Below are 13,710 nucleotides of genomic sequence, written 5' to 3'. Positions count from 1 at the left end.
TCAGGCGATGGGGGAGCTTATAAAGTCAATTGCCCTCGCGAGGCGCAGCGCTACGGTGTCTTTGCCCAGTATCTCGATAACATCAAAAATCCCGGGACTCTTCGTAGAACCGGTAAGCGCAACCCTGGCGGGCTGAGCTATTTTCCCGAGCCCGAGGCCCGTTCGCTGCATCACGCGCTCGAAACCCCCATGAATATTATCATGGGAAAAATCCTCCACGTTGGAGAGTTCCTCGGCCAGAAGCGTTAAAATCTCGCCGTTTCTCTCCACCAGAAACTTCTCCGCCGCCTTTTCGTCGTACTCGAAATCGTCGGTGAAAAAGTAAAGGGACTGATCCACTATTGCGTTAAGAGTCTCTGAGCGCTCCCGCATCTGCGCGACTATTTTACAAAGCCGTTCGGAAGGCGGCTGGGGAAGTCCCTTTTGCGCGATAAGAGAAACTATTTTCTCTGATATGCTCTCCTCGGGCAGGTCCCTTAAGTATTTCCCGTTAAGCCAAAGAAATTTCTGAGGGTCAAACACCGAGGGAGATTTTCCGATGCCTTTCAGGCTGAATTTTTCAATAAGCTCCTGCACTGTGAAGATCTCCTGGTGCCCGAAAGACCAACCCAGCCTCACAAGATAATTAAGCACCGCCTCCGGAAGATATCCGCGCAGTCGGTACTCCGTAACGGATTCCGCACCATGGCGCTTTGAGAGTTTTTTCCCGTCCGCACCGAGTATCATCGGAACATGGGCAAGCTTCGGCTTTGAGAAGCCAAGTGCCTCGGCTATCAGTATTTGTCTCGGGGCGTTTATTATGTGGTCATCGCCCCTTATGACGTGAGATATATCCATCTGCGCATCATCAACCGCCGCGGCGAAGTTATAGGTCGGAAATCCGTCGGCTTTCAGTATCACGAAGTCTTCTATTTCAGAAGAGTCAAAAACTATCCCGCCGCGGACAAGGTCCTCAACGGAAATCTTCTCTCCGGGGGGCACAGAAAGCCTTACGGCGTAGGGTTTTCCAGGAGCCGCGCCGAGCTGCGACCATTCTCTTCTGTACCTGAAGACCTCACCTTTCTCCCTGGCCCCCTCCCTTCTCCTCCCAAGCTCCTCGGCAGTAACGTAGCATCTGTAAGCCTTGTCCTCGTCAATAAGCCGCTCGGCCAGCCGACCGTAAGTATCGAGCCGCTCTGACTGCCGGACAATTTCCCCCTGCCACTCAAGCCCGAGCCACTTAAGAGATTCGATAATCTGCCGTTCGAATTTCTCCTCGGAGCGGGCGCGGTCGGTATCCTCGATTCTGAGCAGGAAATCTCCTCCGCGACTCGCGGAGAAAAGCCAGTTGAAAATAGCGGTGCGGGCCGCTCCCACATGAAGAGCGCCGGTGGGGCTGGGAGCGAATCTTGTTACGATCTTCACGGATACTATTTTACACGCCGAAGCAGCAAAAAAAGAAATGCCGGCGAAGGGCTTGGGGGTCCTTGCCAGTGGATTGTATAATAACTGCCATGAGAATATGTTCGCTTCTTCCCAGCTCAACTGAGATAGTATTTGCCCTCGGACTTGAGGAGGACCTGGTAGCAGTAACCCACGAGTGCGATTATCCGCCACAAGCTCGCAGCAAGCCCGTGGTCGTAAACAGCATCCTCAAAGAAAAGGGAAAGCTCTCAAGCGCGCACATAGACGAATTTGTAAGCCGAAGCCGCCTGGAGGGAAAAAGCGTCTACCTGATCGATTCAGAGCGCCTCAGAGAGATAAAGCCGGATCTTATCATAACCCAAGGACTTTGCGATGTCTGCGCCGTATCCGAAAACGAGGTAACGGAAGTCTGCGAGATTCTTGAGAACAGCCCCGAAATACTGTCTCTCGAGCCCTCCACCATCGGGGAAATAATGGATTCCATACTGCTTCTGGGAGAAGTCACCGGAACCAGGGAAAAGGCCTCACAGATCGTGGATGGTCTTCGCAAAAGAATCGAGAGCGTCGAGAAAAAGCTCTCGGGAGAAAGGTACCAGCCGGGGGTTTTCTGCCTTGAGTGGCTTGACCCTCCTTACGCCGCCGGGCACTGGGTGCCAGAGATGGTAAAGATGGCGGGAGGAGAACCGCTAATCTCAAGGGCGGGAGAACCTTCGTTTAAAACAACCTGGGATGAGATATTTGAGTCATCGCCTGACTACCTGATCCTGATGCCCTGCGGGTTTGACGTAGAGAAAACGCTTGATGGAATAGAGGATGTGACAAGCGGGGTAAGGCAATGGCATGCGCTACGCGCGGTAAAAAAAGGCCACTGCTACATAGTGGACGCTAACTCCTATTTCAGTAGACCGTCCCCCCGGATCGTCGACGGAATTGAACTGCTGGCAAGAATAATCCACTCCGACATATTCACGCAACAGCCGAGGGCCAACTCGGTTCTAAACGTGAAAAATCATTTCTATCTGCAGACTTTTCTCGGTTAAGATTTCGGAGCCTGAAAAGGATCTATTTCAACCGGGGCAGCCTCGGAATCTGAAGAAACTTCAGCACTTCCGGATGCTACCGCAGACCGAAAAGGATCTACGTCTCCTCCATTTGACATAACAAACACTCCTGTGATTAAAAATACTGAACTACTGGGGAGTGTCACCCACCCACATATATTCACGCAATGACCGAAGGCCAACTCGGTTCTAAGCGTGAAAAATCATTTCCACCTGCAGACTTTTTCGGTTATTGCGGGGCCTGAAAGGGATCCGCGTCTCCTGAGGGAGCTGCGGGAGCTGCGGCACTCGCCTCCTGAGGCGCCCCCTGTGCGGACTGAAAAGGATCCACATCGCTCTGGGCCTCTTGGGGTTCAGGCGGAGCGGGTGGTTCGGCAGCCTGCTGCCCACCTCCTCCTCCTTCATTTAACATAAGGACTATCCCTATGATAAGAATTACGATAGCTAACAGCACTAACTCATTGCCTTGTATTGTCATGAGACTATCTATCCTCCTGATACTCTTTATACTACTATGCCAGGCCCACTAATCTAAAGCCCGCAAAAACCCTAATCCTACTTTTAATGATACTGATTCATGAAACAATATGTCAAGCATCTTTTCAACGCCTCAAACAACATATGATGCGCTTGAGCAGGATATAGAACTGCAGATAGCGCTCTCCCAAATCCTCTACGGCTGCGTACCGCACGCAACGGAAGAGGAATGTTTGATGATTTTCAAGGAAAGCCCGGAAAAAATCGCCACGCTTGCTGATATCCGGAAAATATCAACTCGGTTTTTTGCGGTCGAGAAAGAGGAATTTCCCTCGGTCGCCATGGAAATAAGAATAACGACGGGCAAAAATCTCAGGCTGAAGTATGAGTACTTCTTCCTCACCGAGTCTTCGGAGGAGACCTTTTTCCTCTCCACCTTGGCGAGACTCGGGATGTTCTCCCTTATTTTTCTCTGCGACGATACGCATTGTGCGATTACGGCGGAGATGACCGAGACGGAGATAGAACCGCTTAAAAAGATCGTTGCCGCGCAAATACAGACTGGTTGACAAAATTAGGGCTTTAAACTATTATTGCGCTTACCGCTTCGGAGAGAGATTCCAAGTTGAAATACGCAAAGATCATAGGAACCGGTTCTTCGGTTCCCGAAACCGTACTTTCCAATTCAGATCTGGAAAAGATGGTAGAAACCTCTGACGAATGGATCACATCCAGAACAGGAATAAAGGAACGCAGAATCGCGGATAAAAACACCGCCTCCTCCGATGTCGCCTATGGAGCCGCCGAAAAAGCGCTGAGGGCCGCCGGCGTAAGCCCGCAGCAACTCGACGTGATCATAGTCGGAACCATAACCCCGGATTTCATCTTCCCCTCAACCGGCTGCATTCTCCAGAACCGCCTCGGAGCGAAGAAGGCTTATGCCTTCGATCTTATGGCCGGCTGCTCGGGATTTCTCTACACGCTTCACGTTGCCGAGGGAATAATAAAGTCGGGTGGCGCGGAGAAAATTCTCGCCATAGGAGTGGACGTTCTCTCGAAAGTCACCGATTTCGAGGACCGCTCAACCTGCATACTTTTCGGTGACGGGGCGGGCGCAGCTGTCCTCACTGCCTCTGACGAACCTGGAATTCTCTCATCCATTCTCAGTTCGGACGGAAGCCACTGGGACCTTCTCTACGTCCCGGCTGGAGGATCGAGAACTCCGATTGACGAGGAAGTGCTTAAGACCAGAGAGCAGTACATAAAGATGGAGGGAAACGACGTTTTCAAAGTCGCGGTCAAGAGCATGGAGTCAGCAACCGTGGACGCCATAGCCAAGGCAAACGTCTCTCCCAAGGACATTGATCTCTTCGTTCCGCACCAGGCAAACTACAGGATTTTGGAAGCCGTAAGGAAAAGGCTTGATTTTCCGGAGGAAAAAGTGTTCGCGAACCTCGACAAATACGGGAACACCTCTGGGGCATCCATTCCACTCGCCCTTGACGAGGCGGTTCGCCAGGGAAGCGTAGGAGAAGGAAGCCTTGTGCTGTTCGCAGCCTTCGGAGCCGGCTTCACCTGGGCCGCTTCGGTGGTAAGATTCTGAGCACTTTCCATGGCGCCGCATCGGGCTTGTCAAGAATGCGGCTCGCTTTCTTCGCAGCAAAACGCAGAACATGACTCTTTCCTCAATCCCAGAGCTTGCAAACATCGTCCTGCCGGCGTTTCTTGTAATCGCCGCGGGCTTTCTCTTCAGCAGGACGAAAAAAATAGACATATCCTCGATTAACGATCTTGTGGTCTACGTGACCACGCCGTGTCTAATAATCTCGTCCCTCTCTGATTTTACAATGGACCCGTCTGTGACGGCGAAGCTGTTTCTCTCGATATCGGCGGTCATTTTCTCTACCATAATAATCGGCGGGGCACTTACGAAAGCACTCCGGCTTGACTCGAGGGTATATCTGCCTCCCGTGGTTTTCGCAAACACGGGAAACCTGGGACTTCCCCTTTGTCTTTTCGCGTTCGGACAGTATGGGTTCAACATCGCGATACTCTGTGTCGTTTCGACCATGCTGCTTCACTACACGGTGGGAATTATGATCCTCGGGTCCGGAAAGAATCATCTGCGCGAGATATTCAGGCTTCCCCTGATATACGCCACCGTAGCCGGAATAATCATAAACTCGGTCGGCTTTCAGATCCCGGTAGTTATCGAGAGGCCCGTAGCCCTTCTCGGGGATATCACCATACCCGCGATGCTCTTCTCGCTCGGGTACAAACTCTCCGAAATGAAGGTCTCCAGACTTTGGCTTTCCTTTTTCTTCGGCTCCGCCAGAATATTTCTCGGCGTAATTCTCGGAGCGCTGTTCGTAAACGCATTCGGCCTGAAGGGAGTGGAGGCAAAAGTGGTTATCTTGGAGTGCGCAATGCCTCCCGCGGTTTTTAACTTCGTGCTCGCGGAGAAATACGGCAGGGACTCCGAGACGGTCGCATCAATAATAGTGGCCGGAACGGCAGTTTCCCTATTGGTTCTTCCGTTCGTTATTTCGTATCTGGTAAATCAGTGAGAGGTCAGCGGGTTATGTCTCTGAGGGTAAGACCCTCGTCCCTAAGGTAAGGCATAAGGCCTTTTTTGGTGATCGTTCTCAGCGCGCGGGCAGAAATCCTTATTCTCACGTACCTGTCTAGCTCGGGAACGTAGATTCTCTTCCAGTGCAGGTTCGGATTCTGGCGTCTTTTAACGTGGTTGTTCGCGTGGGAGACGTTGTTTCCGAAAAGGGGTTTTTTTCCTGTTATAGCGCAGCGACGTGCCATGGGTATATCCTCTGACTACTTGGTCTCCTTAAAGACGACGTGCTTTCTTATCACCGGGTCGTACTTTTTCAGTTCAAGACGGTCCGGAGTATTCATCTTGTTTTTCTTCGTGTAATAGATGTAAGGACTCTCGGTGCTTTTCATCTTGACAAGTACTCTGTTTAACGACTTTCCCATTGCAACCCCCGAAAAAGTGAATGGTTATTATCCACGAAAAAAAACTGTTTTCAAGAAAAAATTTAAATTTCTTTGGGAATCAGTGATCGCAGCCATCTTTCCTGCAAAGCCTGAAATTGCGCAGGTGACCGGAAATCATGATAAAAGCGCCGATAAGAGTAAGAATCGATTCTACGTAGCCCGTAGCGGCGAAAGCTCCGACTAGGAGAAAATAGAGTCCCACGCCCCCCAGCATGATCACGCTGAAATCCTTATGACGTCTGCAGCCGAGAAATATGGCGACCACGCTTGCGGGAATGACCATAAAAAGCATCAACTCGTGGAAAATATCTTCAAACACAAATGTCGAACCCACGACCGGGAACAGTATGAGAGCCACCGGCGTAAAAAAACAGTGGATGGCGCAGATGCCCGCAAGGGATATCGAGGTGTAATCGGTGAGCCTCTGAATTCTTACCTGGTTCATTGTATCGTTAAGCCGCCTCCGCACACTTTAAGCACTGGCCGAAAAGCTGTACGAAATGATTCTTCACTCTGAATCCCTGCTTTTCAATCGAAGCGTAATCAAAGCTCTCCACCGGACACTCTGGAAAATCGAAAACCCCTCCGCAGTCAACGCACACCATATGATGAACGTGCTCGCCTTGGGAGAACACGTAACCGTGACGGCCGTCGGGAAAATGAAGGCGGTTCACGATACCCAAGTCCTCGAACATCTCAAGGGTTCTGTAGATGGTGGCAAGCCCCGTGGTGCCGAGCATATCCTTCACCCTGTCGTGTATTTCGCCGACCGAAAGCGATTTCCCGCTCGTGTGAAGAACATGAACGACGGCTAGACGCTGCGCTGTGGACTTGAGTCCCTTTTCCCGCAGAACTTCTCTGGCATACGATTCCTGAGTGCATTCAAAATCTTTCGTCATGAGAATTATTAAATGAGAATGATTTTCAATTAGCTCTTATTCTAAATCGCTTGTTACGAACCGTCAAGAACAAAAACCGAAATTAAAAAGACGCAACCGCGGAAAACAAGGAGCCTATTTGCGAGGTGATTGCATACCGGAAAATCCATGTGAATAAGGGCATTCAGCGTTTGTTCCCATAAGTATTCAGGGTTATACTCTCATCGGAATAAAGATGGATTCGGGTTTCCATTTCCAGAAAAGTGATTTCAATTTGACATGCGCAGGAGGCAGTTAGGTTCATCATGAGAATTCTGAGAGGAGCACTTTCGATTGCGTTTCTTGTCTTTGCCTCCTTTCTTCTTTCCACAGGATGTGACGATGGAACCGACGAGCAAGTCGACGCTGGCTGCGAAGATGCCTTCTGCATAGGAACACTTTTCCGGACAACCGATTCTCCTTCCTCGGTAATAAAGGCCGCGGAACTCGCAAGGGATGACATTAACGAAGCCGGCGGAAACATAAAGCTTATCGCCGGAGACGGTGCCACTCCTCTTGCCTCGACCATGGAACTTCTGGAAATGGGCGTGAAGGCGATAATCGGACCTGGAACTTCACAGAGTTCCGTTGAAATTTTTGATTTCCTAGTTGAGAACGGCCTAGTCGCGGTTTCACCCTCCGCAACTTCCGTTACCCTGACCGAAAAAAACAGGGAAATTTCCCAAGCCGGGAAAGCGCACTTTTTCTTCAGAACCGTTCCGACGGATTCGTTCCAGGCGAAAATTCTGGCGACCGAAGTCCGAAACGGGGACGAGGTGCTGATAGTCCATCGAAACGACAACTACGGAGTGAAGCTCACGGAACTGATCAACAGGGAATTCCTTTCCCGAAACCGTCCCGCTGCCAAGGTCGTCTGGTACGAGCGATACTATTCTGACGACCCAATGTTCGAGGAGAAAACCCAGGCCGTACTTGACGATATCGAGGCGGTAGGCGGAATCGGCAACATAGGTTCCATAATACTAATCCTGTCGATAGACGAAGGAGGAAAGATAATAAAGGGCATGATTGACTCCACGGTCGTTTCGTCCGCCGCGAGATACTACATCTCCGACTCATTCGCAGTTGAGAACCTGTATGAACGCGTGGACCCGGACAACCCGGCCGCGGTTGATGGCTTCAAAAGCACGACTCCGTGCTCCCTGCCGGACCCTCCCGAGAGAAAAGACGAGTTTGAAAAACGATTTGACCGAGAGATGTTCCCTTCCCTTCGATTCGCCGTCCATGCCTATGACGCAGTGGTAGCAATAGCACTCGCGGCCTTGAGCGCCGGAAGCAACGACCCTTCCGAATACGTCTCCGAAATGGCAGGTGTTACGGGAGGAGGAAACCGGTGCTTAAGCTACGCGGAATGCGCCGCAGCCATTACTGATGAGACCGCAGCTAACGACGACATCGACTACGAGGGAGTTTCAGGACCAATCGAGTTTGACCAGAACGGAGACATAGGAGCGGGGTGCTATTCCGTCTACACATACGATGCCGTGGGCGGGCGCATGAAGCAGATCTTCGAAGTTCCAAGCTTAAAAGAAATAACGTCTAGCGAGACTCCGTAAATTTTCGAGGAACGCAGAAAAGCTGTTTTTCGAGACCGTTCCCCTGCAATCACTTGGCTATAATGCCGCCGTCGATTGAAAGCATTGAGCCCGTGTTGAACATGACCTTATCATCGCAGAGAAACAGAACCGCTTCAGCTATTTCGTACGGGTCGGCCAGCCGTCCCATGGGGTGAAGCGACTCCATAAAAGCTTGGGCCGCTTCGGCATCTTCGGCTCTCTCAAGATAGGAATCGAACATCGGTGTCCAGACCCCTCCAGGACAAACAGCATTTATTCTGAGTCCCTTGTCCGCATACTCAAGGGCCATGCTTCTTGTGAGCTGAACAAGGGCTCCCTTGGACGCCGAGTAGGCTGAAAGCCCCGCAAAACCCTTTAACCCGATAACAGAAGAGTTATTGACGATAAAACCTCTGCCCGCAGAAAGCATATGAGGAATGGCATATTTGCACATCATGAACGCTCCCTTCACGTTTATATCGAAGATCTCCTGAAACCTTGAGATCTCGACTTCGTGAAGGGGGCCGGAAAAAATGATACCGGCGTTGTTAAAAAGAATGTCGATCTTTCCGTGCTCGCGAAAAGCGGTCTCCACGGTGGCTGCGCAGTCGCTCTCGACTGAAACGTCACAGACCTTGTACTCTATAGAAAATCCTTCTTCCCCTGCCCTGCCGCATAGCTCTTTTAGCTTATCTTCCCTTCTTCCGACAATCAGAACCTTGGCTCCGTTTCGCGCCAGCAAAAGTGCCGTCGCTTCACCGATTCCCGTTCCTCCACCGGTAATGATCGCTGAGCGTCCTTTAAATCTCATAGAAGACTCCGCAAAAACATCCTTTGTAACAGATCAGAAACTTACGCAAAAACCGCAAGCAGCACTCCTGCCGCTACGGCCGAACCCACAACCCCGGCCACGTTCGGACCCATAGCGTGCATCAAAAGCACATTCTGGGGATCTTCCCTGGCCCCCATATCCTGAGAGACGCGAGCGGCCATTGGAACCGCCGAAACCCCTGCCGAACCGATCAGGGGGTTGATCTTGGTTTCGGAGAAAACATTCATAAGCTTGGCCATCAACACCCCAGAGGCCGTGCCTATGCAGAAAGCCACAATTCCCAGAAGAAGTATGCCAAGAGTCTCAAGGGAGAGAAATTCGGAGGCCAGAAGCTGCGAGCCGACTCCGAGGCCGAGGAATATCGTAACGATGTTGATAAGCGCGTTTCTCGTCGTATCCGAGAGCCGGTCGACCACTCCGCATTCCCTCATCAGATTGCCGAAAGCAAAAAAGCCTATTAGGGGCGCGGCAGATGGAAGAAAAAGAAGGCAGAGAGTAAGAGCAATCAACGGAAACATTATTCTTTCTCTTTTCGCCACCGGACGAAGCTGGTTCATCCTTATTTTTCTCTCTTCAGGGGAAGTAAGAGCTTTCATTATCGGGGGCTGGATTATCGGCACGAGAGCCATGTAGGAATACGCGGCGACCGAGACTGCACCGAGAAGCCTCGGGGAGAGCTGTGAAGAAATATAAATAGAGGTCGGTCCGTCCGCTGACCCTATTATTCCTATCGACGCCGCGTCTTTTAGGGAAAAATCGATCCCGGGCACGTACTGGGAAAGCGCGAGCGCACCGAGCAACGTCGAGAAAATACCGAACTGCGCAGCGCCTCCCAGAAGAACCGTCTTGGGGTTGGCCAGAAGCGGACCGAAATCGGTAAGCGCCCCCACTCCCATGAATATCAGAAGGGGAAAAATACCGGTCTTTATGCCGACATCGTACACGTAGTAAAGTACCCCGCCGGGGTCATTTATCCCCGCAAGCGGAATGTTGGCCAATATGCACCCGAAAGCTATCGTAACCAGAAGAAGAGGTTCGAATTTCTTCGCAATCCCCAGGTAGAGAAGAAGGAATCCTACCAGGATCATCAAAAACATCCCGAATCCGTTAACCCAGGAAATTGCGTTGCCCGCAATAAATCCGTAGATGCCGGTACTGGTAGCCACGTTTTTCAAAAGCTGGGAAAAAGATGCGAGCTCCTTGGTTTGCTCCGCAGAGGCTGCCACGTCGCTTACCGTCTCCCCGAGACAGTCTGGAGTGGTAGCGAATATTCCAAGGGAAACCGCAAGAACTGCGAAAATAAGTATGAATTTTTTCATGCGCTCAAGAGGGAAGAATGGTCAGGATAAGCTGACCCGTCTCTACTACCTGTCCCTGTTCAACCTCTATGGACACCACTTCCCCGTCGCACGGAGAGGCAACTGGAGTTTCCATTTTCATGGCTTCAAGCATGATCAGCGTCTGATTTTCCTTTATCTTGTCCCCCACGCCGACCTGAACCCTGTACACGTTGCCGGGTACGCTCGCCGTAACGGCCACAACATCGGGAGAATCTTCATCCATCGCAGAGGATGTTTTCGGGGCTGGAGCTTCGGTTACTGAAGCAACTTCCGAAGTCCCTTCCTTTACAGTTACATTGTAGCTTCTCCCGTCAACCGTAATAACGAAGTTCTCCCCGGTACCAGACACCTTCGATGCTACGCTCGTGCCGAGACCTTGTCTCTGCTGAGGTTGCTCTTCAGGCTTGTTTTTTCTTACGTTGACGCTGAAATTCCCCTTGAGAAAGTCAAGTCCTTTGTTTCCGCCCTGGGTTTGAAGCGCCCCGACTATGAATATGTTTTCCTCGGTGACAGGAAGTCCTTCTTTTTCGAGAATCTCGGTCGCCTTCGGAATGCCGGGCTCAAGTATATCGAGCGGGTCGCCTTCAAAGCGGGGCTTGCCCATCTGCTCTTCCGCTATCGCCACGACTTCCGGGTCGGGCTCAACGGGCGTACGCCCGAAGTAGCCTAGTACCATGTTCCCGTAACCGTCGGTGATCTTCTTCCAAGTTCCCTGAGTGACATTGGCGTAGGCCTGCTGGAAATAGAACTGGGAAACCGGGGTAACCGATGTTCCGAATCCACCCTTCGCAACACATTCGCTCATCGCCTCGATCACCTGCGGGTAAAGATCAAGGGTGCCCGTGTCTCTCATCATCATGGTGTTTGCGGTAAGTGCTCCGCCGGGCATCGGAGAGAGAAGAACCTCCGAGGAGACCCGAAGGGCTTCGGGCGGGAAATAATAGCCGGACATGCATTCCTTGAACACGGAATTCGCCTCGAGAACCTTGGTTATGTCCACGTCCAAGGTGTACTCCGTCCCCTTAAGGGCGTTCCACATGGATATAAGGTCGGGCTGAGAAGTTCCCCCGGAAACCGGGGCTCTCGCGACGCAGATCCCGTCGCACCCGCCGTTTATGCCGGCCATGTACTGATTGACTCCCTGGGCAGCCGTCTCGTGGGTGTGCACCCAGAGAATGACGTTCTCTCCGACGAGCTTTCTCGCGGCCTTCACGGTCTCGTAAATCTTTTGGGGATTCGAGGTTCCGGAAGCGTCCTTGAAGCATATGGAATCATAGGGGAGCCCCGAATCAAGTATTTTCCTCAGCCTGTCTATATAGAAATCCACATCGTGGGCTCCTTCGCATCCCGGAGGAAGCTCCATCAGTGTTACCACCGCCTGGTGGTGCAGACCCGCATTCTTTATGCACTGACCCGAGTACTCGAGGTTTCTTACGTCATTTAAGGCGTCGAAGTTTCTTATGTGAGTTATGCCATGTTTCTTGAACATCCTGGCGTGGAGATCTATCATGTCCTTGGGCTGCTGGGACAGGGCAACAACATTGATCCCTCTTGCAAGCGTCTGCAGGTTAGCATCCGGTCCAGCTGCCTCGCGGAAGCGGTCCATCATATCAAAAGCGGACTCCCCGCAGTAAAGAAACAGACTCTGGAACCTGGCCCCCCCGCCAGCCTCGAAGTGGGTTATCCCGGCTTCCCTAGCGGCTTCAACCGCCGGGATGAAGTCTTCTGTAAGCACCCTCGCGCCGAAAACGGACTGAAACCCGTCGCGAAAGGATGTATCCTGAAATAAGATTTTTTTCATGACAAGACCCTGAAGTTTTCAAGATCTAGCCGTCGCCGGCATGCTTCGCCTTGTAGGCCGCAACTGCCGCGGCTATAACCGGAATGACGTCCCTTCCGGATTTTTTGGACGCCCCGGGACCCGAGGGCGCACGCACGTCGCTGTCTTTAAAAAGCTTCGCAGACAGCATCACGCTTACCATCAATACAAGCAGAAAAATATATACTATGGCCATACCAATGACCATGAGTTTTACGCCTTCAAGGATCATATATGGACGAAGAATCTCAAAAACTGTTTGAATTTAATGGGTATCAATTATTTACAAGAACTCGTTTATTGTCAATCTGCGGCGAAACCCCTGGTGCCATGCGCACGCCGCGGATTTCTGAGTTCCCCGTTTTCCCTTGACCTTCAAATCCTTACGTGTTATTCTGACCCCCCACTATGAAAAGGACTTATCAACCGCACGTAAAAAAGAGGCTCAGAACACACGGCTTCCGCGCCAGGCTGAGCACAAGGGGAGGCAGGAGCATACTGAGGAGAAGGACTGCCAAGGGAAGATACGTTCTCACGGTTGGGAGATGGAAAAAGTAGCGTTTGAGTCCGACAGCTCGTTTCCCGCAAAATTCAAGATAAAAACATCCCGCGACTTTCGCAACACACTCTCAGAAGGCACTAAAACCCACTCGGAAAACTTCATACTCTACGCAAAGCCCAACTCTCTTGGGTTTCCCCGCCTAGGGGTGTCCGTGGGCAAAAAAGCGTCGGCAAGCGCAGTCAGAAGAAACAGGATGAAAAGGGTGCTGAGGGAAGTTTTCAGGAGGAACAAGCCCGTGTTTTCCTCAAACGACGTGGTGTTCGTAATAAAGAACGACGTATCGGGTAAGAAATTCTCTGAACTTTACCTAGAGATAAAAAAACTCGCAGGCCGTATCAAATGAAAGAAAATCCCGCAGTCAGATTCCTTGTTTTACTGGTAAGGACCTACCAGAGAACCATTTCTCCCCTGCTTCCCCAAACCTGCAGGTTCCACCCCAGTTGCTCCGCGTATTCAATTGAAGCCCTGCGGGAACACGGAGCTTTCAGAGGAATCTGGATGACTCTCAGGAGAATACTGCGATGTCATCCGTTAAGCGCAGGAGGATATGACCCCGTAAAGAAAAAAAGCGATAAACGGGCGAAGGGGTGAATAAGACTTCCCTATTCCTATTAAAACTTATCGTGTATCATTGCTTTCATGAATTCTTACTCTTTGGTTTCCTGCTACATGCTAGAACTACGCACAGAAAACGGGAGCAGTCTCACAG

Annotated in this window: 18 protein-coding genes; 8 read left to right on the top strand and 10 right to left on the bottom strand. The window is 51.3% G+C overall.

What is annotated here, in order from left to right:
• Nucleotides 1-1,596, bottom strand: a complete 1,596-nt coding sequence (locus F4Z13_04935) for a glutamate--tRNA ligase (protein ID MXZ48582.1) — start codon at nucleotides 1,594-1,596, stop codon at nucleotides 1-3.
• On the opposite strand from F4Z13_04935, the gene F4Z13_04930 reads away from it, so the two are divergent.
• A complete protein-coding gene (locus F4Z13_04930; GenBank protein MXZ48581.1) occupies nucleotides 1,494-2,444 on the top strand; it encodes a cobalamin-binding protein in 951 nt (316 codons plus the stop codon). The genes F4Z13_04935 and F4Z13_04930 overlap by 103 nt on opposite strands.
• A 250-nt stretch (nucleotides 2,445-2,694) precedes the next feature.
• On the opposite strand, the gene F4Z13_04925 is transcribed toward F4Z13_04930, so the two are convergent.
• Nucleotides 2,695-2,943, bottom strand: coding sequence for a hypothetical protein (locus F4Z13_04925; GenBank protein MXZ48580.1), 249 nt, complete (start codon nucleotides 2,941-2,943; stop codon nucleotides 2,695-2,697).
• A gap of 109 nt (nucleotides 2,944-3,052) precedes the next feature.
• On the opposite strand from F4Z13_04925, the gene F4Z13_04920 reads away from it, so the two are divergent.
• The 3 genes from F4Z13_04920 (at nucleotide 3,053) to F4Z13_04910 (ending at nucleotide 5,509) form a co-directional block, all read left to right on the top strand.
• The gene (locus F4Z13_04920; protein ID MXZ48579.1) at nucleotides 3,053-3,511 is read left to right on the top strand and encodes a hypothetical protein; all 459 of its coding nucleotides are present in this window, start codon (nucleotides 3,053-3,055) and stop codon (nucleotides 3,509-3,511) included.
• A gap of 56 nt (nucleotides 3,512-3,567) precedes the next feature.
• Nucleotides 3,568-4,545, top strand: coding sequence for a ketoacyl-ACP synthase III (locus F4Z13_04915; GenBank protein MXZ48578.1), 978 nt, complete (start codon nucleotides 3,568-3,570; stop codon nucleotides 4,543-4,545).
• 70 nt (nucleotides 4,546-4,615) lie between these two features.
• Entirely contained in the window at nucleotides 4,616-5,509 is an 894-nt protein-coding gene (locus F4Z13_04910; GenBank protein ID MXZ48577.1) for an AEC family transporter, read from the top strand.
• A 4-nt stretch (nucleotides 5,510-5,513) separates the two neighbouring features.
• Here F4Z13_04910 and rpmB read toward each other — a convergent pair whose 3' ends face one another.
• The 4 genes from rpmB to F4Z13_04890 all read right to left on the bottom strand — a co-directional run bounded on the left by rpmB (nucleotide 5,514) and on the right by F4Z13_04890 (nucleotide 6,853).
• Nucleotides 5,514-5,756 (bottom strand): 50S ribosomal protein L28, encoded by a 243-nt coding sequence (gene rpmB / locus F4Z13_04905; protein MXZ48576.1) that lies wholly within the window; start codon nucleotides 5,754-5,756, stop codon nucleotides 5,514-5,516.
• Nucleotides 5,757-5,771: 15 nt separating this feature from the next.
• Nucleotides 5,772-5,933 (bottom strand): 50S ribosomal protein L33, encoded by a 162-nt coding sequence (rpmG, locus tag F4Z13_04900; protein ID MXZ48575.1) that lies wholly within the window; start codon nucleotides 5,931-5,933, stop codon nucleotides 5,772-5,774.
• A 79-nt stretch (nucleotides 5,934-6,012) separates the two neighbouring features.
• Nucleotides 6,013-6,399, bottom strand: a complete 387-nt coding sequence (locus F4Z13_04895) for a MerC domain-containing protein (protein MXZ48574.1) — start codon at nucleotides 6,397-6,399, stop codon at nucleotides 6,013-6,015.
• Nucleotides 6,400-6,406: 7 nt separating this feature from the next.
• A complete protein-coding gene (locus F4Z13_04890) occupies nucleotides 6,407-6,853 on the bottom strand; it encodes a transcriptional repressor (GenBank protein ID MXZ48573.1) in 447 nt (148 codons plus the stop codon).
• A gap of 284 nt (nucleotides 6,854-7,137) precedes the next feature.
• On the opposite strand from F4Z13_04890, the gene F4Z13_04885 reads away from it, so the two are divergent.
• Entirely contained in the window at nucleotides 7,138-8,448 is a 1,311-nt protein-coding gene (locus tag F4Z13_04885; protein MXZ48572.1) for an ABC transporter substrate-binding protein, read from the top strand.
• 49 nt (nucleotides 8,449-8,497) lie between these two features.
• Here the strand turns inward: F4Z13_04885 and F4Z13_04880 are convergent, their stop codons facing one another.
• Genes F4Z13_04880 through F4Z13_04865 form a run of 4 tightly spaced genes read right to left on the bottom strand, consistent with a single transcriptional unit; the run spans nucleotide 8,498 to nucleotide 12,671 of the window.
• A complete protein-coding gene (locus tag F4Z13_04880) occupies nucleotides 8,498-9,259 on the bottom strand; it encodes an SDR family oxidoreductase (protein ID MXZ48571.1) in 762 nt (253 codons plus the stop codon).
• Nucleotides 9,260-9,300: 41 nt separating this feature from the next.
• Nucleotides 9,301-10,599 carry a sodium ion-translocating decarboxylase subunit beta gene (locus F4Z13_04875; protein ID MXZ48570.1) on the bottom strand — a complete coding sequence of 433 codons (1,299 nt, stop codon included), beginning with the start codon at nucleotides 10,597-10,599 and terminating at the stop codon, nucleotides 9,301-9,303.
• A gap of 4 nt (nucleotides 10,600-10,603) precedes the next feature.
• Nucleotides 10,604-12,421 carry a biotin/lipoyl-binding protein gene (locus F4Z13_04870; GenBank protein MXZ48569.1) on the bottom strand — a complete coding sequence of 606 codons (1,818 nt, stop codon included), beginning with the start codon at nucleotides 12,419-12,421 and terminating at the stop codon, nucleotides 10,604-10,606.
• A 25-nt stretch (nucleotides 12,422-12,446) separates the two neighbouring features.
• Nucleotides 12,447-12,671: a hypothetical protein gene (locus F4Z13_04865; GenBank protein ID MXZ48568.1), complete on the bottom strand. Its 225-nt coding sequence runs from the start codon at nucleotides 12,669-12,671 to the stop codon at nucleotides 12,447-12,449.
• A gap of 176 nt (nucleotides 12,672-12,847) precedes the next feature.
• On the opposite strand from F4Z13_04865, the gene rpmH reads away from it, so the two are divergent.
• Genes rpmH through yidD form a run of 3 tightly spaced genes read left to right on the top strand, consistent with a single transcriptional unit; the run spans nucleotide 12,848 to nucleotide 13,592 of the window.
• Complete coding sequence (rpmH, locus tag F4Z13_04860) at nucleotides 12,848-12,997, top strand: 50S ribosomal protein L34 (GenBank protein MXZ48567.1); 150 nt, start codon at nucleotides 12,848-12,850, stop codon at nucleotides 12,995-12,997.
• Complete coding sequence (gene rnpA / locus F4Z13_04855; GenBank protein ID MXZ48566.1) at nucleotides 12,985-13,344, top strand: ribonuclease P protein component; 360 nt, start codon at nucleotides 12,985-12,987, stop codon at nucleotides 13,342-13,344. The genes rpmH and rnpA overlap by 13 nt, the downstream gene beginning before the upstream one ends.
• The gene (yidD, locus tag F4Z13_04850; protein ID MXZ48565.1) at nucleotides 13,341-13,592 is read left to right on the top strand and encodes a membrane protein insertion efficiency factor YidD; all 252 of its coding nucleotides are present in this window, start codon (nucleotides 13,341-13,343) and stop codon (nucleotides 13,590-13,592) included. The genes rnpA and yidD overlap by 4 nt, the downstream gene beginning before the upstream one ends.
• Nucleotides 13,593-13,710: the final 118 nt, after the last annotated feature.

The sequence above is a fragment of the Candidatus Dadabacteria bacterium genome (assembly GCA_009837205.1).
Taxonomy (GTDB): Bacteria; Desulfobacterota_D; UBA1144; order Nemesobacterales; family Nemesobacteraceae; genus Nemesobacter.
This window is presented reverse-complemented; position numbering and strand designations above follow the sequence as displayed.

What these genes read in the sequence shown, in the direction of transcription:
- rpmG (MXZ48575.1), bottom strand. Translation starts at nt 5,933, where the DNA reads ATGGGAAAGTCGTTAAACAGAGTACTTGTCAAGATGAAAAGCACCGAG.
- F4Z13_04925 (MXZ48580.1), bottom strand. Translation starts at nt 2,943, where the DNA reads ATGACAATACAAGGCAATGAGTTAGTGCTGTTAGCTATCGTAATTCTT.
- yidD (MXZ48565.1), top strand. Translation starts at nt 13,341, where the DNA reads ATGAAAGAAAATCCCGCAGTCAGATTCCTTGTTTTACTGGTAAGGACC.
- F4Z13_04920 (MXZ48579.1), top strand. Translation starts at nt 3,053, where the DNA reads ATGTCAAGCATCTTTTCAACGCCTCAAACAACATATGATGCGCTTGAG.
- F4Z13_04875 (MXZ48570.1), bottom strand. Translation starts at nt 10,599, where the DNA reads ATGAAAAAATTCATACTTATTTTCGCAGTTCTTGCGGTTTCCCTTGGA.
- rnpA (MXZ48566.1), top strand. Translation starts at nt 12,985, where the DNA reads ATGGAAAAAGTAGCGTTTGAGTCCGACAGCTCGTTTCCCGCAAAATTC.
- F4Z13_04870 (MXZ48569.1), bottom strand. Translation starts at nt 12,421, where the DNA reads ATGAAAAAAATCTTATTTCAGGATACATCCTTTCGCGACGGGTTTCAG.
- F4Z13_04910 (MXZ48577.1), top strand. Translation starts at nt 4,616, where the DNA reads ATGACTCTTTCCTCAATCCCAGAGCTTGCAAACATCGTCCTGCCGGCG.
- rpmB (MXZ48576.1), bottom strand. Translation starts at nt 5,756, where the DNA reads ATGGCACGTCGCTGCGCTATAACAGGAAAAAAACCCCTTTTCGGAAAC.
- F4Z13_04930 (MXZ48581.1), top strand. Translation starts at nt 1,494, where the DNA reads ATGAGAATATGTTCGCTTCTTCCCAGCTCAACTGAGATAGTATTTGCC.
- F4Z13_04895 (MXZ48574.1), bottom strand. Translation starts at nt 6,399, where the DNA reads ATGAACCAGGTAAGAATTCAGAGGCTCACCGATTACACCTCGATATCC.
- F4Z13_04890 (MXZ48573.1), bottom strand. Translation starts at nt 6,853, where the DNA reads ATGACGAAAGATTTTGAATGCACTCAGGAATCGTATGCCAGAGAAGTT.
- F4Z13_04880 (MXZ48571.1), bottom strand. Translation starts at nt 9,259, where the DNA reads ATGAGATTTAAAGGACGCTCAGCGATCATTACCGGTGGAGGAACGGGA.
- F4Z13_04885 (MXZ48572.1), top strand. Translation starts at nt 7,138, where the DNA reads ATGAGAATTCTGAGAGGAGCACTTTCGATTGCGTTTCTTGTCTTTGCC.
- rpmH (MXZ48567.1), top strand. Translation starts at nt 12,848, where the DNA reads ATGAAAAGGACTTATCAACCGCACGTAAAAAAGAGGCTCAGAACACAC.
- F4Z13_04865 (MXZ48568.1), bottom strand. Translation starts at nt 12,671, where the DNA reads ATGATCCTTGAAGGCGTAAAACTCATGGTCATTGGTATGGCCATAGTA.